The sequence below is a fragment of the Nocardia sp. NPDC051750 genome (genome assembly GCF_044453135.1).
Taxonomy (GTDB): Bacteria; Actinomycetota; Actinomycetes; order Mycobacteriales; family Mycobacteriaceae; genus Nocardia.
Genome location: NZ_JBITCK010000009.1, coordinates 285,244 through 307,103, shown reverse-complemented (window position 1 = coordinate 307,103; position 21,860 = coordinate 285,244). Strand labels below are relative to the sequence as shown.

The following is a 21,860-nucleotide window of genomic DNA, read 5'->3' as shown; positions in this document are numbered from 1 at the left end:
CGGTATCGGATGTCCGGCCGCCGCGGTCTCGCGGCGGCCGGACATGTGGTCAGCCGAGGACCGGCAGACCGATCGGGTAGTGGGCCTGCGCTGAAATCGGGAAGGTTTCCGGCCGGGAGCCGACCAGACCCTCGTCTCGCAGCCAGCCGTTGACATGCCGTTCGAAAAGCGCGCACGACGGACTCGGCCGGTCCGGGACGGCGACCCGGACCAGCCGGAACCCCGCGCGCCGGTAGTAGGCGTGGAGGTCGGCATTACCGGTCCAGGCGTCGAGCCGGACCCAGTGGCGTCCGCGGGTCCGGGCCAGTGCGGCGGCATGGGCGAGCAGTCGTCGTCCGATGCCTTCACCCGCATAGCGCAGATCCACGATGAGATAGTGCACGATCAGCGCATCGGCGAGTTCGGCCTCGGTCCACAGTTCGTTGTCGGCCTGATCGTTGATCGTGATCGTACCGGCCGGCTCGCCGTTCATCTCGGCGATCCAGGTCTCCCCGGCTGTTACTGCACGGTCGACCACATGCGCGAAATAGTCGAGCGATAACCCGGATGCCTCGGTGGACCATTGATCGGAGCCGCGGGCGGCTAGCCATAAGGCGCGTTGTTGCCGCAGGCGACAGATCAGGGACAGATCATCGAGGGCGGCCGGCCGAATCTGCACGGTCATGGGCTAGAACCATAGCCCGGACCGATCGGTCTGTTCCACTGTGCCACGAATTACTGTGGTGCCGGGGGCGTCACCGAGTTCATAGGCCAGCCGATTGCTGGTGGCGATGGACCGGTGCCGGGTCACCCGGGTGATCCGATCGTGGTTGGCGCCGATGCGCAGATGATCCAGCAGTACGGTGCCGCTGGCAACTCCGAGCACGGTCGCCTCCTCACTACTTGCCGGGCGGGCGACGATCGTATCCCGGTGTGCGGTCTCCCCGTAACCTCGGTCGGCCAGGCGCCGGGTCGTGCCCTCGGCGATATCATGGGGTGAATCAATCCCGGTGGCCTCGGCGAGATCTCGCGGATAGAAAGTCACCTCCCACGACCACGGCTCGTTGTCCAGGAATTGGACGACGGTGCGGGCGAGGACCCACGAATCCACCGGGACTCCCAGCAGAGATGCGATCGGCTGATCCGCCGGTTCCATCCGGGCGCTGAATTCTTTGGTCGGTGTGCGACCCGCGGCGCGCGCGATCTCTTCGAAGATATCGTGGGACGCGCGGGGCCGGTCGGGGCGGATATGGTCGGTTACCACGGATTCCAGAACTTCCCGGCTGCGCACGATCGTGCCCCGGGAAGTAGCCGTATAGACAAGATTCTCGGTGACCAGAACCTGGATCGCATTACGTGCGGTGGTCAGTGAAACCTGCATCTGCTCGGCGAGTTCCGAGTGGCTGGGGAGACGATCGCCTGGATGCCACTTGCCTGCGCGTATTTCCTCGCGGAGGTGGTCCGCGATCCGTCGATACGTCGGACCGTCCGCCATCGTGCTCCTCGGGTGGTCTCCAGGTAACGAAGTGTACGCTTTTCGTGTCGGGGGTGGCCGTTATCGCTTGACAGTACTCTTTCGCGGTTTATTGTAATGAACGTACTGACCCGGTGTTGTGCGGCGACGAACGGCGAGGCAACCGTGACAGGTTCGGATACAACAGTCGTAATGGCTCTTCCCAGTGCCCCGCGGGGCACTGATCCTTTGGCGCAGAACGGGTCTACCGGCCCACTGCCCAATTCCGATCTACTGGTGCGCGCCGCGCGCGGGCACCGGGTGGTCGGCGGGCAACTGCTCTGGTACGCCCGTGATCTGGCGGTACTCCACGAGCGCAGGCTGGTGGGGCGCGGGGGGTCGATCGTGACCGACCCCGACCGTTTGGTCGAGATCGACCGGCGCCGGATGGAATTGGTGCTGGCGATCGACGATTGGGTGGGACGTAACGTTCCGCAGCATCGGCTCGGCGTCACGCTGCACACCGAGACCGTGGGCGCGATCATCGATCGGCTGGCGGAATCGTCGGTGCGCGCGCACCACGCGCTGATGACGCTGGACGCCGATGACGACCTACTGCACGGCGCCTGGCATCACCTTGCCGAACTCGCCGACGCCTACGACGCGCTGGTCGGCGATGTGCTGGCGGGACGGCGCCGGCTGCCCGAATGGTGAGTGCGCCGCGGCCCGGCGGCTGTCCCCGGCGATAGCCGGGGCTCTGCCGGATTACGCATCACCCCGCGATCAACACCGGGGCTCCGGCTCACACTCGTTCGCAGGGCGATGCGCCAATGCTCAGCTCATCGGCGGGCCGGCGCTGTGCCGGGCGTCCCATGGCAGGCTCCGTGGCAGCGGTCCGTGCCGGGTACCGGCGTGACCCCGGTACCCGGTCGGCATGTGGTCCGTCGGAGACTCCGCGCCTGCTCGGGACTGCGGCGGGGACGGGATATCAGCCGCCGTGGTGCGGCTGATAGCTCCGGCCGAAATCGTCGGCCACGGTCGCTGCCAGCTCCACATACGCGCGCTTGGTTTCCTTCTTCAGGCGCGGTAGGTCGATCTCCGCACCCTCCGACATATGCGGGTCGAACGGGACCATGTGCACCGCCCGGCAGCGGGACAGGAAGTATTGCCGCAGTTGCTGGACATCGATATTCGGGGTGCCGTCGCGCGGTGAGTTGATCACCACGACGGCGTTCTGCACCAGATGGTGATAGCCGTGCAGCGACAACCAGTCCAGCGTCGCCGAGGCACTCTGCGCACCGTCGATCGCGGTCGGTGAGATCAGCACCAGCGAATGCGCGAGCTGCAGCACACCCGCCATCGCCGAATGCATCAGGCCGGTACCGCAGTCGGTGAGGATGATGTTGTAGAAGCGCTGCAGGATCCGGGCGACAGCGCGGTATTCGCCCTCGTTGAACGCCTCCGAGGCGGCCGGATCCCGTTCACTGGCCAGCACCTCGAGCCGGCTGGTCGCCTGCGAAGTATGCCGCCGCACATCCGAATACCGTTGGATCGCCGGATCGAGCAGCAGATCGCGCACGGTGGACCGGGTCTGCAGCGGCACCCGCTGTGAGAGTGTGCCGAAGTCGGGGTTGGCGTCCACCGCGATCACGCGGTCGCCACGGATGGAAGCGAAGGTCGAGCCCAGGCCGATGGTGGTGGTGGTCTTACCGACACCGCCCTTCAGGGAGAGCACCGCGATGCGGTAATCCCCGCGGACGGGTTGGCGAATCCGGGCCACCAGCTCCAGCATCCGCCGTTCTTCGGCGGACATCCCCGGGTTGATCTTCCCGCCGGACGCGTGGTGTACCACCTTGCGCCAGCCGCTGCCGGCGGCCTTCTTGGCGCGCCGCACCGACACATCTTCCAGCGAAGGCCCGCCTGGTCCGAGCGTGCCGTACTGCTGCGGATGTGGCGGTTGCCCACCCTGCTGCTGCCACCCGGCGGGGCCGGGCCCACCGTGCTGGGGGGGCGCAGGTGGTGCCGGGTTCTGCCACTGCTGGGCAGGGGGCTGATTCGGTTGCTGGTGCGGTCCGGGGGCGGGGTGTCCGGTCGGTGGACCGCCGTGCTGTGCCGGTGGTCCGGGGGGCGGGGCGGCCGGGCCGGACTGCCATGTCGCCGGTTGCTCAGGTGCCTGCCACTGCGGTCCGGGTGCGCTCTCCGCCGGATTCATCGGTGCGCTCTCGGGCGCGCGCCACTGGGGTCCGGGACCGCCCTGCGCCGGGTCCATCGGCGCGTTGTCCGGTGCGCGCCACTGCGGTGCGCCGGTATCGGCCGGTGTCATCGGATGGCCGGGGGTGCTGGTCAGCGGACCGGCCCCGGCGGCGGTGTCCGGCGTCGCGCGGCCCTGTTCGAACGGGTTCGCTGCGCTGTCGAGTGCGCCCGGGCCGCTGGTCTGCGGCCCGGCGTCCGGTGCCGCGCCGTCGGCGGCCGGGCCGCGGGATTCGGGACGATCGGCGAGTGGGTGCGCGCCGCTGCCGTGCGATATCGACCGGTCATCCGATTCATCGCGCTGTGCCCCGGGGCCCGGTTGGGCAGGATCCCGAGTGTCCGCCTGCTCGGCCGGGGACTCGGTCCGCGCGTCCGTCGGCTCCTCGCCGGGCGCCGGCGGCAGGTCGGGCAGGCGTCGCAGCGGTTGCTGTGCTACCGGGCCGGAGTCTGCGGCGGGGCCGGTCGACGGGTCGGGTAGCGGCGGGGGAGGCGGTAGGAACGAGCGTTCGCCGGCGGCCGAATCCGCGGCCCGGCTCGACCCGATCGCGGCATCGTCCTGCGGGCCGGGATGCGGCGGAATCGGATGGTGCGGCCGGAGCCGGTCGAATTCCGGAGCCGGTTCGCTCGGGTTGCGTGTCGGCAGGCTCGGCCGATCCGGCGCCTGCGGCATTCCCTGTATGGACCGTGCGGGTTCGCCGAAACCGGGGCCTTCGGCCGACGCGGCCGGCATACCCGGGCCGGGATACTGCGGCGGAGCCTGGGCAGCGGCCTGCTGGGTGGGCAGACCGGGCTGCTGACCATGGGGTGGCGCCGAGCGCGGATCGGGTCCGGGAGCCTGCTGGACGTCGGGCGGGGGACCCCACTGCGGGCCCTGCTGCGCGGGTCCCCACGGAGCCCGTCCGTCCGGGGCGTGCGTGACCGGCGCCTGATGCGGCGGACCGGGGACATTCGGCGGCCCGGGCTGTGGGAACTGCTCGGGCGGCCCGCCCTGGCCGGACTGCGGGAACAGGTCCGGGTTCGCGACGGGATCGGGCTGCCGGGGCTGGTCACCGGGCCGGGGGCCGTCGGGGGTTTGCGGCGCGGGCTGGGTCGACCACTGCGAGGTCGCCTCGGCCCAGTTGTTGCGCTGTGCAGGTCGCGGGCCGTTGCTGTTGGGCAGCAGCTCCCCGACTCGATCTTCGAGGGAAGGCTCGTCCTTGTTCTTGTTCCGGAACCAGCCCTTGCCCTTCTTCTTCTCCCCGTCCGGCTCGGCGCGCTCGTCATCGCGTCCGCGCCGGTTGAAGAAGCCGTTGGACGGTTCGGGAGTTTCCGGGATCACCTCGTCCTGCGGGAGGTTCTCGACCGGTGGCGGCTCGTAGTTGCGAAAATTCGTCTGCCCGACCCCGGTGACCTCGGTATCGGCCAGCCATGGCGGCAGCATGGGGAGGCCGTCGTTGCTGCGGCTCACCGGTTCCCCTCCTGGAATGGTCGACCCTCGGACAGCGGCCAGTTTACGCGACAAGTCCCATTCCACTCAGCGGCGGGGAGATACTGCCCGGGCCGCGTGACGGCGCGGCGGTGTACCCCTTTTTTGCCCGATTGCATACCTACCGGTAAGCTGACCAGGCGGTGTATCAAAGCGCCGCCTGTTCGTGTGCGATCGGTTGTGGTTATCCGCGCTGTGCGGTGTGAGCCGTTTCCGCGGTGAGCACTGAGGTGCTTCGGCCGGTGCATCGGGCAGTACCAGGTAATCAGACCAGGTTGAGTGTAACCGGGATCGCGGAGGATATGGCGAAGAAAGACGGGGCCATCGAGGTCGAGGGGCGGGTTGTCGAGCCGTTGCCGAATGCGATGTTCCGGATCGAGCTCGAGAACGGGCACAAGGTCCTCGCGCATATCAGCGGCAAGATGCGGCAGCACTACATCCGTATCCTCCCGGAGGACCGGGTCGTCGTCGAGCTGTCGCCGTACGACCTGTCCCGCGGTCGGATCGTCTACCGCTACAAGTGAACGAGTGAGCCCCGGCTCGCTCACCCGAGATTTCCCCGGTCGTGCCCGACCGGGGTCAACTGTGTTCACACCCAGGTGTGGCACACAACGAAAGATTGGACGGACGTGAAGGTTCAGCCGAGCGTCAAGAAGATCTGCGAGAAGTGCAAGGTGATCCGGCGTAACGGCCGGGTCATGGTGATCTGCGACAACCTGCGGCACAAGCAGCGGCAGGGCTGACACCGCGCCGAGCACCGAACGCGGTTCGGATTGGCACAAGAAGAACTCCCAGCGCCAGCCGCACACTGAGGATTTTTCCGGGTTTCACCCGGAGGGTGTGCGCGCCTACCCCCGGTACGGAGGCCGGGGCCCCACCAGACGAGGGGACGGACAGGGAGCAGACCTCCGCAACAGTTAAGGAACTGCCAGATGGCACGTCTCATGGGCGTCGATCTCCCGCGCGAGAAGCGCATGGAGATCGCACTGACCTACATCTACGGCGTCGGTCGTACCCGCTCCAAGGAGATCTTGGCCGCGACGGGCGTCAGCCCGGATCTGCGCTCCAAGGATCTCACCGATGAGCAGGTCACGCAGCTGCGTGACTACATCGAGGGCTCGTCCCTCAAGGTCGAAGGTGATCTCCGCCGTGAGGTCCAGGCCGATATCCGTCGCAAGATCGAGATCGGCTGCTACCAGGGTCTGCGTCACCGTCGTGGCCTCCCGGTTCACGGCCAGCGCACCAAGACCAACGCGCGCACCCGCAAGGGCCCGAAGCGCACCGTCGCCGGCAAGAAGAAGTAGGGGATAACAGATGCCTCCGAAGTCCCGGGCCTCCGGCCCGAAGAAGAGCCAGAAGTCGCGTCGCAGGGAAAAGAAGAACGTCCCGCACGGCCACGCGCATATCAAGAGCACGTTCAACAACACGATCGTGTCCATCACCGACCCCTCGGGCAACGTCATCTCCTGGGCGTCCTCGGGTCACGTCGGGTTCAAGGGTTCGCGCAAGTCGACCCCGTTCGCCGCGCAGCTGGCCGCCGAGAACGCGGCCCGCAAGGCACAGGAGAACGGCGTCAAGAAGGTCGATGTCTTCGTCAAGGGCCCCGGGTCCGGCCGCGAGACCGCGATCCGTTCGCTGCAGGCCGCGGGCCTGGAAGTCGGCACGATCTCCGATGTCACTCCGCAGCCGCACAACGGCTGCCGTCCGCCCAAGCGGCGTCGCGTCTAAGCGGGAAGGAAGGTAGAGCACAATGGCCCGTTACACCGGACCCATCACCCGCAAATCGCGTCGCCTGCGCGTCGACCTGATCGGCGGTGACCAGGCTTTCGAGCGTCGCCCCTACCCGCCCGGCCAGCACGGCCGCGCGCGGATCAAGGAGAGCGAGTACCTGCTCCAGCTGCAGGAGAAGCAGAAGGCCCGCTTCTCCTACGGCGTCATGGAAAAGCAGTTCCGCCGGTACTACGAGGAGGCCAACCGCCTCAAGGGCAAGACGGGTGACAACCTGCTGCGCCTGCTCGAGACCCGGCTGGACAACGTCGTGTACCGCGCCGGTCTGGCCCGTACCCGTCGCCAGGCCCGCCAGCTGGTCAGCCACGGTCACTTCCTGGTGAACAACAAGAAGGTGAACGTTCCTTCGTTCCAGGTGACCCAGTACGACATCATCGATGTCAAGGACAAGTCGCGGAACACGCTGCCGTTCGAGGTCGCGCGGGAAACCCAGGGCGATCGCCCCATCCCGGGCTGGCTGCAGGTCATCCCGGGCCGGCTGCGCATCCTGGTGCATTCCATGCCGGAACGCGCACAGATCGATGTGCCACTGCAGGAACAGCTGATCGTCGAGTACTACTCGAAGTAACAGCTGGGCTGCTGGTGCGGGCCGCTGTGCTGAGCGGTCCGCACAACCACTGGACGAGGCGTCAAATAGCGGGCGCCCACAACAGGAGGATTGATCCATATGCTGATTTCCCAGCGTCCGACCCTCACCGAAGAGGTCGTCGCCGACAACCGGTCGAAGTTCACCATCGAACCGCTCGAGCCGGGTTTCGGTTACACCCTCGGTAACTCGCTGCGGCGCACGCTGCTGTCCTCGATCCCGGGGGCCGCGGTGACCAGCATTCGCATCGACGGCGTTCTGCACGAGTTCACCACCGTGCCCGGTGTGAAGGAAGATGTCACCGACATCATCCTGAACCTCAAGGGCCTGGTCGTGTCCTCCGAAGAGGACGAGCCGGTCACCATGTACCTGCGCAAGCAGGGCCCGGGGACCGTCACCGCCGATGACATCGTGCCGCCGTCGGGTGTGGTCGTGCACAACCCGGATATGCATATCGCCACCCTGAACGACAAGGGCAAGCTCGAGATCGAGCTGGTCGTCGAACGCGGTCGCGGTTACGTTCCGGCGGTGCAGAACAAGGCGACCGGAGCGGAAATCGGCCGGATCCCGGTGGATTCGATCTACTCGCCGGTGCTCAAGGTGACCTACAAGGTCGAAGCCACCCGTGTCGAGCAGCGCACCGACTTCGACCGGCTCATCCTCGATGTGGAGACCAAGAACTCCATCAGCGCGCGGGACGCGCTCGCCTCGGCGGGCAAGACCCTGGTCGAACTGTTCGGCCTGGCCCGTGAGCTGAACGTCGAAGCCGAAGGTATCGAGATCGGCCCCTCCCCGGCCGAGGCGGATCACATCGCCTCCTTCGGGCTGCCGATCGAGGATCTGGACCTCACCGTCCGCTCCTACAACTGCCTGAAGCGCGAGGGTGTGCACACGGTCGGCGAGCTGGTGGCGCGTACCGAATCGGATCTGCTGGATATCCGTAACTTCGGCCAGAAGTCCATCGACGAGGTCAAGGTCAAGCTGCACGCGCTGGGTCTTTCCCTCAAGGACAGCCCCGCGTCCTTCGATCCGTCCAGCGTGGTCGGCTATGACGCGACCACCGGGACCTGGTCCGACAGCGGCACTTTCAGTGATGACAACGGCGGCGAGCAGGACTACGCCGAAACCGAACAGCTCTAGGCCACCGCAGGGGTAGGCACCCGCGTCGGCCTTGCGCCAGCGACGTGAGCGCGGTCCGCTGCTATGCAATTTGACATAGGACGCGACCGCCGCACACGCCGCACACACACAAGGAGAACCCACAATGCCCAAGCCCAAGAAGGGTGCTCGCTTCGGCGGGTCGGCGTCGCACCAGAAGGCGATCTTCGCCAATCTGGCCACGGCGCTCTTCGAGCACGGTCGGATCACGACCACCGAAGCCAAGGCCAAGGCGCTGCGCCCCTACGCCGAGAAACTGGTCACCAAGGCCAAGGCCGGTACCCTGGCCGACCGCCGCGAGGTGCTCAAGGTGATCCGGAACAAGGATGTCGTGCACGATCTCTTCGCCGAGATCGGCCCGTCGTTCGAGGGCCGCTCCGGCGGCTACACCCGGATCATCAAGACCCTGCCGCGTAAGGGTGACAACGCCCCCATGGCGATCATCGAGCTGGTCCGGGAACAGACCGTGACCAACGAAGCCGATCGCGCCCGCCGGGTGGCCGCGTCGCAGAAGGTCGAGGAGAAGGCCCCCGAGGCCGAGACCGAGACCACCGAAGCCGAGGTCACCGAGGCTCCGGCGGAAGAAGCCGCGGCCGAGGAGAAGGCCGACGACAAGGCGTAATTCGTCTGCCGGGGACGCGTTCGATTCGTGTGCCCGGTTCGTCGACGAGCCCGCCGCCCGCTATGGGCGTGCGGGCTCGTCCCGTATCCGGAGGAAGATCTGGTGAGCGAACACGAGCCGGAACCCACGGACGCCGCCGCCCAGGACGACGCGGCAGCGACCGGCCCGCGCGGCGCCGCGGCGGCAGGGTCGTCCGTGGGGTCGGTACGCGAGGGCGTTCGTGCCGACCCGGTGGCCGGAGTCGAATCGGCAGCGGCAATGCCCGAGACCCGGTTCCGGCTGGATATCTCCTACGACGGTACGGATTTCGTGGGCTGGGCGCGTCAGCCCGGTCTGCGGACCGTCCAGGGCGTGCTGGAGGAATCGCTGGGCAAGGTACTGCGGGAACCGGTGCAGTTGACCGTGGCGGGCCGGACCGATGCCGGAGTACACGCGGAAGGGCAGGTCGCGCATTTCGACAGCGGGGCCGAGGTGGATACGGACAAGCTGATCCACCGGATGGCGAAGTTCCTGCCCAAAGATGTCCGGATCACCGGAATCCGCACGGTCCCGGCCGAATTCGACGCGCGATTCTCCGCGATCCGCCGCCACTACGTCTACCGCCTCACCACCGCGCCGTACGGTGCGGACCCGTTGTCCGCGCGCAGCGTCGTAGGGTGCCGGCCGGTCGATCTCGAGGCCATGCGGGCCGCGTCGCACACTCTCCTGGGGTTGCACGATTTCGCCGCTTTCTGCCGGCGCCGGGAGGGCGCCACCACCATCCGGGAGCTGCAGCGCTACGACTGGGTCCGCGACGGAAACCGGCTCGACGCGTACGTGAGCGCGGACGCCTTCTGCTGGTCGATGGTGCGCAGCCTGGTGGGCGCGGTCCTCGCGGTGGGTGAGGGGCGGCGCACACCGGAATGGACGGCCGGGCTGCTCGACGAACGCCGACGTTCGAGCGCGGTAACGGTGGCACCCGCCCACGGACTCAGCTTGGTCGCGGTCGATTACCCGGCGGAATCCGAGCTGGCCGCCCGGAACGCGCAGACACGGGAGGTCCGGTCGGTCGGGACCGGCGGCTGCTGCGGTGGAGGGTAGGTAGAGGCGTACCTCTACGTCCGCCTCGGCCGGCCCGTTCCCGCCGGCCGCGTTGCCGCGACTGCCGGAGCTCGGGTGGAGCGGGAGCCGGCCGACCACTATCGCGCCAGGACGTGGTGCCGGTGAGCCCAGCGCCTGGAGGTGATCGGAGATGCGCCGGAGCGAGTTCGGCAGAAACATCCCGCTGCGGCAACTGCCTCCGATGAACCAGCGCCGGCGTTGCCCTGGATGGTCGGCGCGGGACCCGTTGGGCGGTGGCGACCTGGGGATAGGGTCGGTGGCGGAATGGTCCGGCCGACGACAAGGTTGCGATGACTATGGCGATTGATCTCGGACGTTACGGCGTATGGCGGTACTACAAGCTGTTCACCCCGGAGGTGGCGGCTGAGCTGGAAGGTCTCGGTTACGGGACGCTCTGGCTGGGCGGATCGCCCACTCCCGACCTCCCGGTGGTGGAGGATCTGCTGGCGGCCACCGAGACGTTGAAGGTCGGGACCAGCATCGTCAATATCTGGACCGCGCCGGCGGGGGAGATCGCCGAGTCCTATCACCGGATCGAGCAGCGGTTCCCGGGACGTTTCGTCCTCGGTATCGGGTGCGGCCATCCGGAGGCCGACAAACCATATCGTTCCCCGTACGAGGCGCTGGTCGAATATCTCGACGAACTGGATGCCGCGAAGGTGCCGGTGTCCGGTCGGATGCTCGCCGCGCTCGGGCCCAAGGTCCTGAAATTGGCCGGGGACCGCACCGCGGGCGCGCTGCCCTACCTCACCACACCGGAGCACACTGCTCAGGCGCGCAAAGCTGTCGGTGACGCCCTTCTGGTTCCCGAGCAGAAACTGGTCGTCGATACCGACCCGGAACGTGCCCGCGCCACCGGTCGCTCGGTCGTCGAGATGTATCTCGGATTGCGCAACTACACCACCAACCTGCGCCGGCTGGGCTACACCGACGACGATATCGCGAAGCCGGGCAGCGATCGCCTGCTCGATGTGCTCGCCGTGCATGGGTCGGCCGAGCAGGTCGCCGAGCAGGTCCGGGCGCATATCGAGGCAGGTGCCGACCACCTGGCCCTGCAGGCGCTGGGCGAAGATTATCTCGGCGCCCTGCGCGCATTGGCGCCACTGCTGACCCAGGGCGCGTAAGCCCAGGTAGTCGGAAGGGGCCCGGCGCCGGGTTCAGGAGCGGACGAGACGCGCGATCGCGTCCGTCGCCTCCTTGATCTTGGCCTGGGCCTCCGGGCCGCCGGCGACCGCGGCGTCGACGACACAGTGGCTCAGATGGTCCTCGAGCAGCCCCATCGCGACAGCCTGCAGCGCTTTGGTCATGGCGGAGACCTGGGTGAGGATATCGATGCAGTACTTCTCTTCTTCGACCATCCGCTGCAGCCCCCGCGACTGGCCCTCGATCCGGCGCAGCCGTTTCAGGTAGTCGTCCTTGTTGGTGATGTAACCGTGGCTCGAGTGATCATGAGCCGCCGTGCCGGTGGCGGGGTCGGCGGGGGTGGGGTCGGAAGTCACCGGATATCTCCTCTGTGCCGGTCGGAAGACCGTCAATACCCCCACAGGGTACATTCGCCCGGTGGTTCCTGTCAGGTGCCCGCCGTGCGCTCGCGGACGAGGCGCGCGAGAATCGATACTATGACTTCCCACCATCGGCCCGCGCTGGCAGTTATCGGCGGTAGCGGATTCTACGACTTCTTCGACGGCGCCGTGGACGCGGTCACGGTACGCACACCGTACGGCGATCCGAGCGCCCCGATCGCGGTAGGCACCGTCGAGGGGCGTCCGGTGGCCTTCCTGCCCCGGCACGGCAGCCGGCACGAATACTCCCCCCACACGGTGCCCTACCAGGCGAATATGTGGGCGTTGCGGTCGCTCGGGGTGCGGCGAATCTTCGCCCCGTGCGCGGTCGGCAGCCTCCGCCCCGACTGGGGGCCGGGCACGGTGGTGATCCCCGATCAGCTGGTCGACCGGACCTCGGGCCGGGCGCAGACCTATTTCGACGCCAACGGCATCCACGTCGCCTTCGCCGACCCGTACTGCCCCGACCTGCGTGCGGTCGCCGTGAAATCCGCGGACAGCGCCGTTCACGTGCACCCGCACGGCACCATGGCCGTGATCCAGGGCCCGCGTTTCTCCACCCGCGCCGAGAGCCGGTGGTATGCCGCACAGGGCTGGGACCTGGTCAATATGACCGGTTACCCCGAAGCTGTCCTCGCCCGCGAACTGGAAATGTGTTACGCAGCCGTCGCCCTGGTCACCGACCTGGACGCCGGTCTCACGGAAGGCGAAGGGGTGCGGGCGGCGGAGGTCTTCGCCGAATTCGAACGCAATATCGGACCGTTCAAACAACTCGTCCACGACGCCGTCGCCGCGGTCGCGGAGACGGACACCTGCGAACACTGCCGGGTGCACGCCGGGGTCGCGCTGCCCTTCGAACTGCCCTGAGCCGGGCGGCCGGATGCCGGGCTACCCTCGTGCCGTGGACACGCCGCTCCGACTCGAGGTGATCGTCGCCAGTATCCGGCCGGAACGTTTCGCGCCCGTGGTCGCGGACTGGTTCGTGCGCACCGCCGGTAGCCGGCCGGAATTCGACACCGGGGTCATGGACCTGCTGGATATCCCGCTGCCGCCGGACCTCAGCGAAACACCGGAGACCGCGGATTTCCGGCAGCGGCTGGCCGCCGCCGACGCTTTTGTCGCGGTGACCTCGGAGTACAACCACGGCTACCCGGCCTCACTGAAAACCGCGCTGGACAGCGCCAAACACGAATGGCGAGCCAAGCCGATCGGATTCGTCTCCTACGGCGGCCTCTCCGGCGGACTGCGCGCGGTGGAGCAGCTGCGGCAGGTGGTCGCGGAGATCCATATGGTCTCGGTCCGCGAATCGGTGAGCTTCCATCGCGCCCGCAAACGGTTCGATGCGGACGGAAACACCACAGACGGTGCCGCCATCGACGCCGCGGACCGCATGCTGACCCAGCTGGCCTGGTGGGGCCGGGCACTGGCGGCGGCCCGCGCCGCAGATCCTTACCCAGGCTCTACCTGAGCGCGGGGGTTTCGGACGTCTTGGGCCTTTCTTTCCGCCCTGCGGGACTCGCGGCCGCGCCGCATGTGCTTCGAGGGCTGAAAGCAGGGCCGGGCCAGAACCTTCAAGGGCCTCGCCGAACTCGGCGCCGTCGCTGAGCATGTTCGATCGAGTGTGCGTCGGGAAGCCAAGGGGCCGCTGGGCGCGCATGGGGCTATTACCGGTGCGGTGTGGCCGGCGGGGTGCGATGATGCCGGGCGGGAGGAGGATTCGATGAATTCGACAGATCCATCGGAGCCGCGGCGACCGGTATCGGCCGGTGAATGGCTGGTTCGGGCGATTGCGGTCGTTGTGCTCGTGCCGGTGCGGCTGGTGTGGGAGGCAGTGAAGCTGTGCGGCCGGGCAATCGTGACCGTGGCCGACTTCGTCATGGAGAAGCTGCTGGTACCGGTGAGCCGGTTCGTCTGGGAGCGATTGATCCGGCCGCTGTGGCGGTTCGTGCGAGATGTGGTGTTACGGCGGTTTCTGTGGGGGATGGTGCTGCGGCCGCTGGGTACGTTCCTGCGCCGTTGGGTGCTGCGCCCGCTGGCGTATGTGATCGACCAGTGGTTGTGGCAGTGGTTTCTGCGGCCCGTCTTGTACGCCTTCGTCGCGACCGTCGAGTGGTGGTGGCGACGGGTGCTGGGGCCGGTCTGGTACGCGATCGCCGTGACCGGCCGGTGGCTGTGGCGCTGGTGTGTGGAATGGCCGCTGCGCCTGCTGTGGCGGTGGGTGCTGCGGCCGGGCGGGAATTTCCTCGCGGCCGTCGCGTCGTACGGCTGGCGGGGTGCGACCGCGGTGGTCCGGGTGCTGATCGTCGTGCCGTGTGTGTTCGTGTACCGCTTCGCACTGCGACCTGTGCTGCGGGGGCTGGGAAAGGTATGGGCTGTGGTCGTGGTGCGCCCGCTCTCCTGGGTACGCCGCCGCGTCCTGGCACCGGTGAACCGGATCGCGGGCGACCTGCTGAAATCTGTTTTCGGCCGGTGACCTCGGCGGTGTGAGCTGCTAGCTCGCTCAGCGACGCTGCGGCTGGCGCTCGGGGCCGGGGCGGGCCGGGGGGCCCGGACGGGCCGGCGCGGGGCGGGCCTGCTGGGGTGCGGGCTGGCGGGTGCGGGGTTCGCCGATGTAAGTGTGTTCGCGGGGAATCGAGACCAGGTTCAGCGGGATCTGGGTGGTCGCGGTGCGGAGTACCACGCGGTTGCCGATCGCGCCGGGCTGCTGGATGGACAGGTCCGGTTTGGTGGCGGGCCAGCCCATCGGGTCGCCGGTGACGTAGATCGTGGTGATACCGGCATGCGGGGCCGGGGCGAGCACCCCGTCCACCACCGTCGCGGTGAAACCGGCGTCCGACTGGTGGGTTTCCATCGCCAGCATCAGGCGTTCGGAATTTCCGATCGTCTCGATCAGCTGGTACCAGGCGTGCGGCCGGTCCGTGCGCACCAGGATGCGCTCACCGACGGCCAGCGCCCGGAACACCAGCTGCTGGGCCAGATACAGCTCACCCGCGACGTAGACCGCGGAGATACCGGCGCCGACGATGCGCAGTGCGACACCGTTGCCCTCGTCGTCCGAGCCGATCATCTGCCCGCAGCCCGACGACGGCAGCGCGAGCGCGTCCAGGACCTCGATCGGATATTCGGCGGTCGGCACCACATCCTCCCGGTCCGGGATGCCGATCGGCAGGTGGGCGAGCAGGCTGTCGCGGTGCCGGCCGTTCACCGACACCATATTCTTCGTTTTCGTCTTCTCCGGCAGTTCGCGCAGGGTCGACCGCCAGGCCGCCCCGATGTGCACGGTGTCCGCGGTGGTGCCGGGGCGCAACCGGACCGCCACCGTGGTGCCCCGGGATTCCGCGACCCACAGCTGCGAGAGGATCTCCGACCCCAGCTGTTTCGGGTCGATCGCCGCCCCGATGTTCACGCTGTTGCCGAGTTCGGCGTACCGCCAGCGGTGGGTGAGGTCCCGGGCGTCGGCGCCGTGGAGAACCTGCCGGACCGCCGACCGGATCTCCGAGGCGGTCAATACGCGGGAGGCGCAACCGGCGTCTTCCAGCGTGCGCACGATCCGCTGGGTCGCGATGGTCACCGAGCGCGCCGCGCCCTCGTCACCGCCGCCGCGCCGGGCAGCGGCGCCGGGGCAGTCGACCATATCGAACCCGATCGCCAGCCAGACGGTGCGATGCGCCGTCGCCGGGAGCGGGCCGAGCAGCGATTCGTAGATGGGGCCCGCCGGTGTACCGGATCGGCTGCGGTGACCGTGGCTGATGATATCGATACCGCTGAGCAGGATGTCGTGCTGAGCGAGGCAGGTCGCCAGCTCGGCCATCGGCAGCAGATGCGAGGCGTGCACCGCGGTGCGGTCGATCCGGGTGAGCCCGCCGCGCGGCGGCAGCACCTCGACGACCGCGACGACCCGGCTCTCGTCCCAGTACAACCCGAGCGAGCGATCATCGGGGCCGCGGAAATCGTCGCTGTCACCGATCCGGTATTGGCGGTGTGCGCGGTAGTTCCACCAGGTGGCGATCCAGTCCAGCAGGACTCGGCGGCGGATCGGGATGAGCGGGATCAGCCCCACCACGACCGCGACTCCCAGCGCGATCAGCGGATTCAGCCCGACGATCAGCACGATCGTCGCCGCGACGAGCGCGAGTACCTGCGCGATGAGCAGATTCGGCATCGAGATGCGTCCGAACAGCAGGTTTCGCCTGCGTCCCGCTGTGGCTGGAACGGCCATAATGAGTCCCCCAGGTACCCGGTGTCGGCCCGATTATCGGCGGCCGAGCTGAACTACGTCCCCGGGAACTGTACTGTGTTCCGCGAGCACGAGCACAGTTCGGGGGAATGACGATGCCTTCAAAGCCCACTACTCGCTGGCAGATCAGCGGGTACAACTTTCTGGTTCGCCGGATGGAGCATGCGCTGGTGCGGCGCGACGTGCGGATGCTGCACGACCCCATGCGTTCCCAGGTGCGCGCGTATGTAGTCGGCCTGGTCCTGGCCATCGTGGTGCTGGCCGGATGCGGTGTGCTGGCCCTGCTGAAGCCGCAGGACAAGGTCGGCGACAACACGCTGCTCATCGGCAAGGAATCGGGCTCTGTCTATGTGGTTCTCAACGATGTCGTGCATCCGGCGCTGAATCTGGCGTCCGCCCGGCTGGCCGCCGGTGAGGCACCGGAAGCGGTGATCGTCAAGGAATCCGAGGTCGGCAAGAAGGCGCGCGGGCCGCTGATCGGTATTCCGGGGGCGCCCAGCGCGATCCACTACGACTCCGAGGGCAAGGGGCGGCAGTGGACCATCTGCGATGTGCTGAAGAACGACGGCAGTTCCGACCGCACCACCTCGGTGCTGGCCGGCGGTCTCGAACTCGGCGCGAAGGCCTCGCCGCTGGATCCGGGTAAGGCGCTGCTGGTGCAGGGGGAGAAGCACACCTACCTGATCTACGACAGGAAACGCGCCCGCGTCGATATGAACGACCGGCCGGTCACCGACGCCCTGAACATCACCGGTGCGACCCCGCGCCCGGTGAGTGAGGGCCTGATCAACGCGATCCCCGAGGTCTTGCCGATCGTCGCCCCGCCGATCGCCGACCCCGGCGGTGTCCCCGATTACGAGATCGGTGATCACCGGATCGGTGAGGTCGTGGAGGTGGGCACGACCAAGGAGTTCTATGTGGTGCTGGCCGACGGTCTGCAGCCGATCTCCCCGCTGACGGCGGATATCGTCCGCAACGCCAACCCGCAGACCTCCAGCGACTACACCATCGACCAGGCCCAGCGCAGCGCGGTGAACATGTCCTCGGCGCTCCAGGTGCAGAGCTACCCGGCGACGGCGCCGAGCGTCCTCGACGCCAAGGACCTGCCGGTGAGCTGCCTGTCCTGGAAACCGATCCCGGAGGCGGGCGAAAACACCGGCACCCGTGCCGAGTTGGAGGTGATCACCGGGGTGAGCCTGCCGATGGCGGACACGGCGAAACTGGTGCCGCTCGCGCAAGCCGACGGTTCGGGCCAGAACGTCGACTCGACTTACATCGCGCCGGGCACGGGTGCCTACGTGCAGACCACCGGCATCGAGCCGGACAGCAAACGTAAGGACAGCGTCTTCTATATCGCCGACACCGGTGTTCGCTTCGGGATCAAGAACGCCGACGCCGCGAAAGCCCTGGGTATGCCGGAGAAAGCCGAACCCGCACCCTGGCCGATCGTCGGACTGCTGGCGTCCGGGCCGACGCTGGGCCGGGAAGAAGCATTGGTCGCCCACGACGGCGTCGCCCCGGACCCGTCACCCGCGGATCAGCCGGTCGCCTCGAAATAGTTCCCGTGCCGGCCGACGTGGGGACGATAGAACCCCGGCACGTCGCAGGAACCAACGCCATATCGAATATGTCAATCCGAAAGAATCCCCATGCCAGAAGACCTTCTCGCTGATCCCCAGCACCTGGCTGGGTTGAGCAAAGCGATGGAAGAGATCGCCAACGACGGATACCGCATCGTGACGCTGACGCGGGAGCATTGCCCCGTCAGTGCTGCCGGTTTCGGCGGCGAGGTTTTCCAGCCGCTGCTGCAGCCCTTCACACTCGCAGCCGAAGCCACTTCGAACCGGCTGTCCGGTATATCGGGCGCGAACCTATCCACCAGTACCGAACTGAACAACGCCGCATGGCTTTATCACGAGCAGGATAAGCAGACCTATGAGGCGCTCAATGCGGCAACCATTGATATGCATACCGGCCAACCGGTTGCGGTTGACTCGGGCTTCGAAAACCCGGGCGTGGTCAAGGATTACTACGCTTCGATCTGGTACGGGAAGCCCAATATCATCAAGACGGATCCTCCGTCCGCGGCGCCCCCGGAGCTCGCGGATCTGATCTCCGAGACCACTGGTGTGCTCGGAGATGTCAACGACGCCATCAAGGATGTCACCCGGATGGCGGGTGAAGAGATCAATATACTCGAGACGGTTCTCAACCCGATCACGGTGAATTGGAACGAACTGCGCCGGATCGGCGAAACCTACAAGGTAGCCGGAAACGGCATGGAGGCTCTGGCGGCGAACCTCGAGGACGGACTCAGCAAGGTCGGGCCGAACTGGAACGGGCAAGCTGCCATAGCATTCGAGGATTGGGCGCGCCCGCAGATCGCCGCGATGAAGTGGGAGGGCCCGACTGGCCGCGTGATCTGCGATCTCTTCAATGTCATCTCCGACAGAATCCGCGAATGTATCCGGACGGCCTGCGAAAAGCTCAAAGACATGATTGTGTCGATGGTCGAATTCCGCAGCGTCAAGGATGTCTTGAAGTTCGTGGCAAAGAAGATCCCTGTCATCGGTACCATTGCCGAAGCCATCGATCTCAGCACCAAGATCTGGAAAGTCGTGGATATGGTGCTCGATATAAAACGAGAAATCGAGCACTTGCGCGACCGTATCACCGAGCTTCTGCAGTTCGTCACCGATCCGGTGGGCAAAGGGAAAGAATGGGTCCAGCAGAAGATGGAACCGGTGACGGGTGCCGTGGCGGATGCCGCGAAGAAGGCCGCACTCGTCAACGACATCAATTCGATCGCCCACGCAGAAGATACGCTCAACAGGCCGAAGGATTCCTACGAGATCGGCTCAGGACAGCAACCCTGGCAAGCGGCGACATAATGAACTCCCGATGCCATCGCACGTTCATCCATCAGCACGGAAGCGTCACCTGTCACCGAGGTACTTGTGTTTGAGTCCGATCTCGACCCCAAGTTGGAGGCCGTCGCCCGCCGGGTCTTGAACGCCGTCGGCGATCTGGAAACGGCGCGTCTGCGCCTCGAGCGCACGGAACTTGCCGAGCTCTGGAGCGAGCCGATTCCGGTCACCGAGGGCCTGTTGCAACGAATGGCCGACAGTCCGGCATCCTCCCCCGAACTGAAGGCTTATGCGATGAGGGTCGCCGCTGGTGAATGCCGATGGTGTGATATCGAGCGTCTGGCCATGCCCCTGCCACCGGAAGTCCCGGAGCTGAAGGCGCTTCCAGCATACGAGTGGAACTGGGGTGCTGCTCCGCCCGCGCCGCCTCCTCCGCCCCCACCTCCTCTGCCCCCCGTGCAGCGTCCCCGGGCAGGCCGGGAACAGGTGGTCGGTCCCAGCGATTGGCCCGATGACCTGGACGAATACCCGGAAGGCAAGTCATGGTTGGTGTGAACGAGCGCCTCGCCGCACTGGTGCTCAGCGTCGGCGTCCTGCTGGGCACAGGATGCGGGAACGGTGAAGATACCAGTGTGGATCCGTGCAGCATCCCGGACTCCGCGCTCTCCGAAGCAGGGTTGAAACCGGAATCGGCCCGTCCAGGAACGGACGGCGTCGATTTCGAAGACTGGACCGGCTGTACCTGGAAGGCCTCCGACGAGGAGTGGTTCACCTTCTGGCTCTACTATGGCTCTCCCGGTCTGGAAGAGTTCGGCACCGACCCCCGATATCAGCATTACAGACCGGTCGGGCCCGCCGACATCGATTCACGAAAGGCCACCGAATTCACCGTAAACCTGGATCCCGAGCGCCAGCGGTTCTGCCACATCGGGATCGAACTGTCGGACGGGATGGCTTTCCTGTGGTCATCGCTGTCGGTTCGGCGGGACCCCGGCGAAGCCAAGGGCGACGGGCTTTGCGCAGCGAATCAGCGGGTAGCCCAGCAGTTGAGCAAATACCTGCCGGAGTAGGGCACGCGTTCCTGGCCGCGGAATCGAGGTTTTCACGCACGCATGGGGTGAGGCGCCTCGCTGTGCGCTATGCGCCGAGTCACCAGATGTCGGCCCAGGTAGGGCGTTTGGGTACGTCGACTAACACGGAATTCTTGTGTACTACCACGGGGACCGAGGCGCCGGTGCCGAGCCGCTCGACCAGTGCGCGTGCTCGTGCCCCAAAGAATTGAGGGTAGGAGTACTGCTTACGTACACGGGCGTCGCTCCCCGATTCCGGGTGCGGAAAGCGGACCTCGACGCGAACCCGCCACAAATCGAAGTTGAGCGGACTGTGACTGTGTTTACGCCCCAGATCGGACTCGACCACCGTCGCAGACACCGTGGTCCCTGCGCGCCGTAGATACTTTCGGCGTACTCGCCAAGCTGCGGCCAGAACGACCATCCACGCAGCCAAACCGAGCGCCGCGCTAACCGGAAGAAATAACGCCAAAGCCGCTTCCGAACCCGTCGACCGGGCTATCGCCGCACCCAAGTACAGCGCACCTGTCATAAAGGCGACGGCCGCCACCGGGACGCCCAGTGTCCACACCAGTGACATCGGGCCGATCATTCGTTTGGCACCGTCCATACCAACTCCTCGAACTGCACTGGCCGGCAATTCAGCGACTGTAACGGCACCCGGCGACAGGAATCGACGGTAGGTCCGTCTTTCCCGGAAACGACGCCGTACCGGCGGCTGGTCCAGGTCCTGACCTCACGTATTCGGCCGTGGTGCTCTCCCCAGACGTAGCAGGTGTGGGTGATTCGTTTCGTCGAGTGCGAGCGCAGCGGTCCACAGCGAGGCATCGAGTGTGCCGGGTAACTGCCACTGGTCCGGCGGCGTCGCGGCGACACGGATGCGCACGGGATCCAGTTCGATCAGATTCCGGTCGGCAACTGCCCACCACTGGCGTCCGGTTGCGTCCATCACGACGGCGACGATCAGGTCGCCGACCCCGGGGAGCTGCCGGGCTGCCCGGCGGACCTGTTCGGGGATGTGCCGGTTCTCCGGCCGGTCGGCGAGCTGATCGGCGAACACCGGGAATACGAACCCGAAGCCGAATGTTTCGGGGCCGAGCTCGGTGCGCAGCTGCGCGGCCCGCAGGTGGATCGGATTGGGCTCGTCGGCACCGCGGTCACCGGTGAGATCGACGGCCGCGCATCCGGCGTGGATGGCTTCGCCGTCGAACCGGAACCCGTACAGCATCGGTCCGAGGGTCCAGGGGGTGGACAACAGGTAATGGGCGGTGATTTCGTCGATGGATTCCGGGTCGGGGTAGCGGATCGGGCTCATCGGCTGGTGTCCTGAGTCGGTCGTGCCCAGAACTGGTGCCGGATCTCGTCCCACAAGGCGGACAGTTCCGGGAATCGCTCCCGCATATCGGCGAGGTCGGGAGCTCTGTCCGGATCGGTGATCGCCAGCACTGTCCGGTCGTCGGAGATATTGCGTACCCGGATGATCCGGATCCGCTGCCGGTCGCGCCGCCACACGGCACGCCATTCACCCAGCACGGCCTGGTGGGTCCTGCCCGCCGAGACGTCGTGCCCGGGGCGGGTGCCAGCCGCCGGCCCGATTCGAGACGCTTCGGGCACTGCGGGTTCCACCGTGGAGCATCCTTTGCTGAACTGCCGCAATCGCCTGGTCAAGGGGTTTCTGTGTCGTTCGGTCACGTGGCTATGTTGCGCGGACAGCGTGGTATT

At 66.9% G+C, this 21,860-nt stretch carries 25 protein-coding genes; 17 read left to right on the top strand and 8 right to left on the bottom strand.

All coding sequences use genetic code 11. The features are described from left to right. Nucleotides 1–49: 49 nt before the first annotated feature. Both ACIA75_RS34920 and ACIA75_RS34915 read right to left on the bottom strand, forming a co-directional pair. Nucleotides 50–664, bottom strand: coding sequence for a GNAT family N-acetyltransferase (locus ACIA75_RS34920; RefSeq protein WP_397111343.1), 615 nt, complete (start codon nt 662–664; stop codon nt 50–52). A gap of 3 nt (nt 665–667) precedes the next feature. Beyond that, nucleotides 668–1,474, bottom strand: coding sequence for a GntR family transcriptional regulator (locus tag ACIA75_RS34915; RefSeq protein ID WP_397111342.1), 807 nt, complete (start codon nt 1,472–1,474; stop codon nt 668–670). Nucleotides 1,475–1,645: 171 nt separating this feature from the next. Here ACIA75_RS34915 and ACIA75_RS34910 point away from each other — a divergent pair, with 171 nt between their 5' ends. After that, entirely contained in the window at nt 1,646–2,146 is a 501-nt protein-coding gene (locus tag ACIA75_RS34910; RefSeq protein ID WP_397111341.1) for a DUF4254 domain-containing protein, read from the top strand. Nucleotides 2,147–2,420: 274 nt separating this feature from the next. Here the strand turns inward: ACIA75_RS34910 and ACIA75_RS34905 are convergent, their stop codons facing one another. Continuing rightward, a complete protein-coding gene (locus ACIA75_RS34905) occupies nt 2,421–5,129 on the bottom strand; it encodes an AAA family ATPase (protein ID WP_397111340.1) in 2,709 nt (902 codons plus the stop codon). Between the two features lie 320 nt (nt 5,130–5,449). On the opposite strand from ACIA75_RS34905, the gene infA reads away from it, so the two are divergent. The 9 genes from infA to ACIA75_RS34860 all read left to right on the top strand — a co-directional run bounded on the left by infA (nt 5,450) and on the right by ACIA75_RS34860 (nt 11,526). Then, complete coding sequence (infA, locus tag ACIA75_RS34900; RefSeq protein ID WP_003418601.1) at nt 5,450–5,671, top strand: translation initiation factor IF-1; 222 nt, start codon at nt 5,450–5,452, stop codon at nt 5,669–5,671. A 105-nt stretch (nt 5,672–5,776) separates the two neighbouring features. Further along, nucleotides 5,777–5,890, top strand: coding sequence for a 50S ribosomal protein L36 (rpmJ, locus tag ACIA75_RS34895; RefSeq protein ID WP_025347279.1), 114 nt, complete (start codon nt 5,777–5,779; stop codon nt 5,888–5,890). A gap of 189 nt (nt 5,891–6,079) precedes the next feature. Beyond that, nucleotides 6,080–6,451 carry a 30S ribosomal protein S13 gene (gene rpsM, locus ACIA75_RS34890; RefSeq protein WP_030522614.1) on the top strand — a complete coding sequence of 124 codons (372 nt, stop codon included), beginning with the start codon at nt 6,080–6,082 and terminating at the stop codon, nt 6,449–6,451. A 10-nt stretch (nt 6,452–6,461) separates the two neighbouring features. After that, nucleotides 6,462–6,875, top strand: a complete 414-nt coding sequence (rpsK, locus tag ACIA75_RS34885; protein WP_030522613.1) for a 30S ribosomal protein S11 — start codon at nt 6,462–6,464, stop codon at nt 6,873–6,875. 22 nt (nt 6,876–6,897) lie between these two features. Continuing rightward, nucleotides 6,898–7,503 (top strand): 30S ribosomal protein S4, encoded by a 606-nt coding sequence (gene rpsD, locus ACIA75_RS34880; RefSeq protein WP_397111339.1) that lies wholly within the window; start codon nt 6,898–6,900, stop codon nt 7,501–7,503. A 99-nt stretch (nt 7,504–7,602) separates the two neighbouring features. Continuing rightward, nucleotides 7,603–8,661, top strand: coding sequence for a DNA-directed RNA polymerase subunit alpha (locus ACIA75_RS34875; protein ID WP_397111338.1), 1,059 nt, complete (start codon nt 7,603–7,605; stop codon nt 8,659–8,661). A gap of 124 nt (nt 8,662–8,785) precedes the next feature. Beyond that, nucleotides 8,786–9,301 carry a 50S ribosomal protein L17 gene (gene rplQ / locus ACIA75_RS34870; RefSeq protein ID WP_397111337.1) on the top strand — a complete coding sequence of 172 codons (516 nt, stop codon included), beginning with the start codon at nt 8,786–8,788 and terminating at the stop codon, nt 9,299–9,301. A 258-nt stretch (nt 9,302–9,559) separates the two neighbouring features. Further along, the gene (gene truA / locus ACIA75_RS34865; protein WP_397111359.1) at nt 9,560–10,381 is read left to right on the top strand and encodes a tRNA pseudouridine(38-40) synthase TruA; all 822 of its coding nucleotides are present in this window, start codon (nt 9,560–9,562) and stop codon (nt 10,379–10,381) included. A 317-nt stretch (nt 10,382–10,698) separates the two neighbouring features. After that, nucleotides 10,699–11,526 (top strand): LLM class F420-dependent oxidoreductase, encoded by an 828-nt coding sequence (locus tag ACIA75_RS34860; RefSeq protein WP_397111336.1) that lies wholly within the window; start codon nt 10,699–10,701, stop codon nt 11,524–11,526. Between the two features lie 33 nt (nt 11,527–11,559). Here the strand turns inward: ACIA75_RS34860 and ACIA75_RS34855 are convergent, their stop codons facing one another. Then, nucleotides 11,560–11,901: a metal-sensitive transcriptional regulator gene (locus tag ACIA75_RS34855; RefSeq protein WP_397111335.1), complete on the bottom strand. Its 342-nt coding sequence runs from the start codon at nt 11,899–11,901 to the stop codon at nt 11,560–11,562. Between the two features lie 120 nt (nt 11,902–12,021). Here ACIA75_RS34855 and ACIA75_RS34850 point away from each other — a divergent pair, with 120 nt between their 5' ends. The 3 genes from ACIA75_RS34850 (at nt 12,022) to ACIA75_RS34840 (ending at nt 14,437) form a co-directional block, all read left to right on the top strand. Next, nucleotides 12,022–12,831 (top strand): S-methyl-5'-thioadenosine phosphorylase, encoded by an 810-nt coding sequence (locus ACIA75_RS34850; protein WP_397111334.1) that lies wholly within the window; start codon nt 12,022–12,024, stop codon nt 12,829–12,831. 13 nt (nt 12,832–12,844) lie between these two features. After that, nucleotides 12,845–13,432 (top strand): NADPH-dependent FMN reductase, encoded by a 588-nt coding sequence (locus tag ACIA75_RS34845; RefSeq protein ID WP_397111333.1) that lies wholly within the window; start codon nt 12,845–12,847, stop codon nt 13,430–13,432. Nucleotides 13,433–13,684: 252 nt separating this feature from the next. Next, nucleotides 13,685–14,437, top strand: coding sequence for a hypothetical protein (locus ACIA75_RS34840; RefSeq protein ID WP_397111332.1), 753 nt, complete (start codon nt 13,685–13,687; stop codon nt 14,435–14,437). Between the two features lie 27 nt (nt 14,438–14,464). On the opposite strand, the gene eccE is transcribed toward ACIA75_RS34840, so the two are convergent. Next, on the bottom strand, nt 14,465–16,183 hold the full coding sequence (gene eccE, locus ACIA75_RS34835; protein ID WP_397111331.1) for a type VII secretion protein EccE: 1,719 nt from the start codon (nt 16,181–16,183) through the stop codon (nt 14,465–14,467). Nucleotides 16,184–16,290: 107 nt separating this feature from the next. Here eccE and eccB point away from each other — a divergent pair, with 107 nt between their 5' ends. From eccB to ACIA75_RS34815, 4 genes are all read left to right on the top strand, one after another. Further along, complete coding sequence (eccB, locus tag ACIA75_RS34830) at nt 16,291–17,760, top strand: type VII secretion protein EccB (RefSeq protein ID WP_397111330.1); 1,470 nt, start codon at nt 16,291–16,293, stop codon at nt 17,758–17,760. Between the two features lie 90 nt (nt 17,761–17,850). Further along, the gene (locus ACIA75_RS34825) at nt 17,851–19,092 is read left to right on the top strand and encodes a hypothetical protein (RefSeq protein ID WP_397111329.1); all 1,242 of its coding nucleotides are present in this window, start codon (nt 17,851–17,853) and stop codon (nt 19,090–19,092) included. Between the two features lie 66 nt (nt 19,093–19,158). Then, nucleotides 19,159–19,623, top strand: a complete 465-nt coding sequence (locus ACIA75_RS34820; RefSeq protein ID WP_397111328.1) for a hypothetical protein — start codon at nt 19,159–19,161, stop codon at nt 19,621–19,623. After that, nucleotides 19,611–20,138, top strand: a complete 528-nt coding sequence (locus ACIA75_RS34815; protein ID WP_397111327.1) for a DUF3558 domain-containing protein — start codon at nt 19,611–19,613, stop codon at nt 20,136–20,138. The genes ACIA75_RS34820 and ACIA75_RS34815 overlap by 13 nt, the downstream gene beginning before the upstream one ends. 79 nt (nt 20,139–20,217) lie before the next feature. Here the strand turns inward: ACIA75_RS34815 and ACIA75_RS34810 are convergent, their stop codons facing one another. From ACIA75_RS34810 to ACIA75_RS34800, 3 genes are all read right to left on the bottom strand, one after another. Then, entirely contained in the window at nt 20,218–20,748 is a 531-nt protein-coding gene (locus ACIA75_RS34810; protein WP_397111326.1) for a hypothetical protein, read from the bottom strand. 126 nt (nt 20,749–20,874) lie between these two features. After that, on the bottom strand, nt 20,875–21,453 hold the full coding sequence (locus ACIA75_RS34805; RefSeq protein WP_397111325.1) for a hypothetical protein: 579 nt from the start codon (nt 21,451–21,453) through the stop codon (nt 20,875–20,877). After that, nucleotides 21,450–21,764, bottom strand: coding sequence for a hypothetical protein (locus tag ACIA75_RS34800; RefSeq protein ID WP_397111324.1), 315 nt, complete (start codon nt 21,762–21,764; stop codon nt 21,450–21,452). Before ACIA75_RS34800 ends, ACIA75_RS34805 begins: the two co-directional genes overlap by 4 nt. Between the last annotated feature and the right edge of the window lie 96 nt (nt 21,765–21,860).

Coding starts and splice junctions, on each gene's coding strand:
- ACIA75_RS34920 (WP_397111343.1), bottom strand. CDS start 664: ATGACCGTGCAGATTCGGCCGGCCGCCCTCGATGATCTGTCCCTGATC.
- ACIA75_RS34915 (WP_397111342.1), bottom strand. CDS start 1,474: ATGGCGGACGGTCCGACGTATCGACGGATCGCGGACCACCTCCGCGAG.
- ACIA75_RS34910 (WP_397111341.1), top strand. CDS start 1,646: ATGGCTCTTCCCAGTGCCCCGCGGGGCACTGATCCTTTGGCGCAGAAC.
- infA (WP_003418601.1), top strand. CDS start 5,450: ATGGCGAAGAAAGACGGGGCCATCGAGGTCGAGGGGCGGGTTGTCGAG.
- rpsM (WP_030522614.1), top strand. CDS start 6,080: ATGGCACGTCTCATGGGCGTCGATCTCCCGCGCGAGAAGCGCATGGAG.
- rpsK (WP_030522613.1), top strand. CDS start 6,462: ATGCCTCCGAAGTCCCGGGCCTCCGGCCCGAAGAAGAGCCAGAAGTCG.
- rpsD (WP_397111339.1), top strand. CDS start 6,898: ATGGCCCGTTACACCGGACCCATCACCCGCAAATCGCGTCGCCTGCGC.
- ACIA75_RS34875 (WP_397111338.1), top strand. CDS start 7,603: ATGCTGATTTCCCAGCGTCCGACCCTCACCGAAGAGGTCGTCGCCGAC.
- rplQ (WP_397111337.1), top strand. CDS start 8,786: ATGCCCAAGCCCAAGAAGGGTGCTCGCTTCGGCGGGTCGGCGTCGCAC.
- truA (WP_397111359.1), top strand. CDS start 9,560: ATGCCCGAGACCCGGTTCCGGCTGGATATCTCCTACGACGGTACGGAT.
- ACIA75_RS34860 (WP_397111336.1), top strand. CDS start 10,699: ATGGCGATTGATCTCGGACGTTACGGCGTATGGCGGTACTACAAGCTG.
- ACIA75_RS34850 (WP_397111334.1), top strand. CDS start 12,022: ATGACTTCCCACCATCGGCCCGCGCTGGCAGTTATCGGCGGTAGCGGA.
- ACIA75_RS34845 (WP_397111333.1), top strand. CDS start 12,845: ATGCCGGGCTACCCTCGTGCCGTGGACACGCCGCTCCGACTCGAGGTG.
- ACIA75_RS34840 (WP_397111332.1), top strand. CDS start 13,685: ATGAATTCGACAGATCCATCGGAGCCGCGGCGACCGGTATCGGCCGGT.
- eccE (WP_397111331.1), bottom strand. CDS start 16,183: ATGGCCGTTCCAGCCACAGCGGGACGCAGGCGAAACCTGCTGTTCGGA.
- eccB (WP_397111330.1), top strand. CDS start 16,291: ATGACGATGCCTTCAAAGCCCACTACTCGCTGGCAGATCAGCGGGTAC.
- ACIA75_RS34825 (WP_397111329.1), top strand. CDS start 17,851: ATGCCAGAAGACCTTCTCGCTGATCCCCAGCACCTGGCTGGGTTGAGC.
- ACIA75_RS34815 (WP_397111327.1), top strand. CDS start 19,611: ATGGTTGGTGTGAACGAGCGCCTCGCCGCACTGGTGCTCAGCGTCGGC.
- ACIA75_RS34810 (WP_397111326.1), bottom strand. CDS start 20,748: ATGGACGGTGCCAAACGAATGATCGGCCCGATGTCACTGGTGTGGACA.
- ACIA75_RS34805 (WP_397111325.1), bottom strand. CDS start 21,453: ATGAGCCCGATCCGCTACCCCGACCCGGAATCCATCGACGAAATCACC.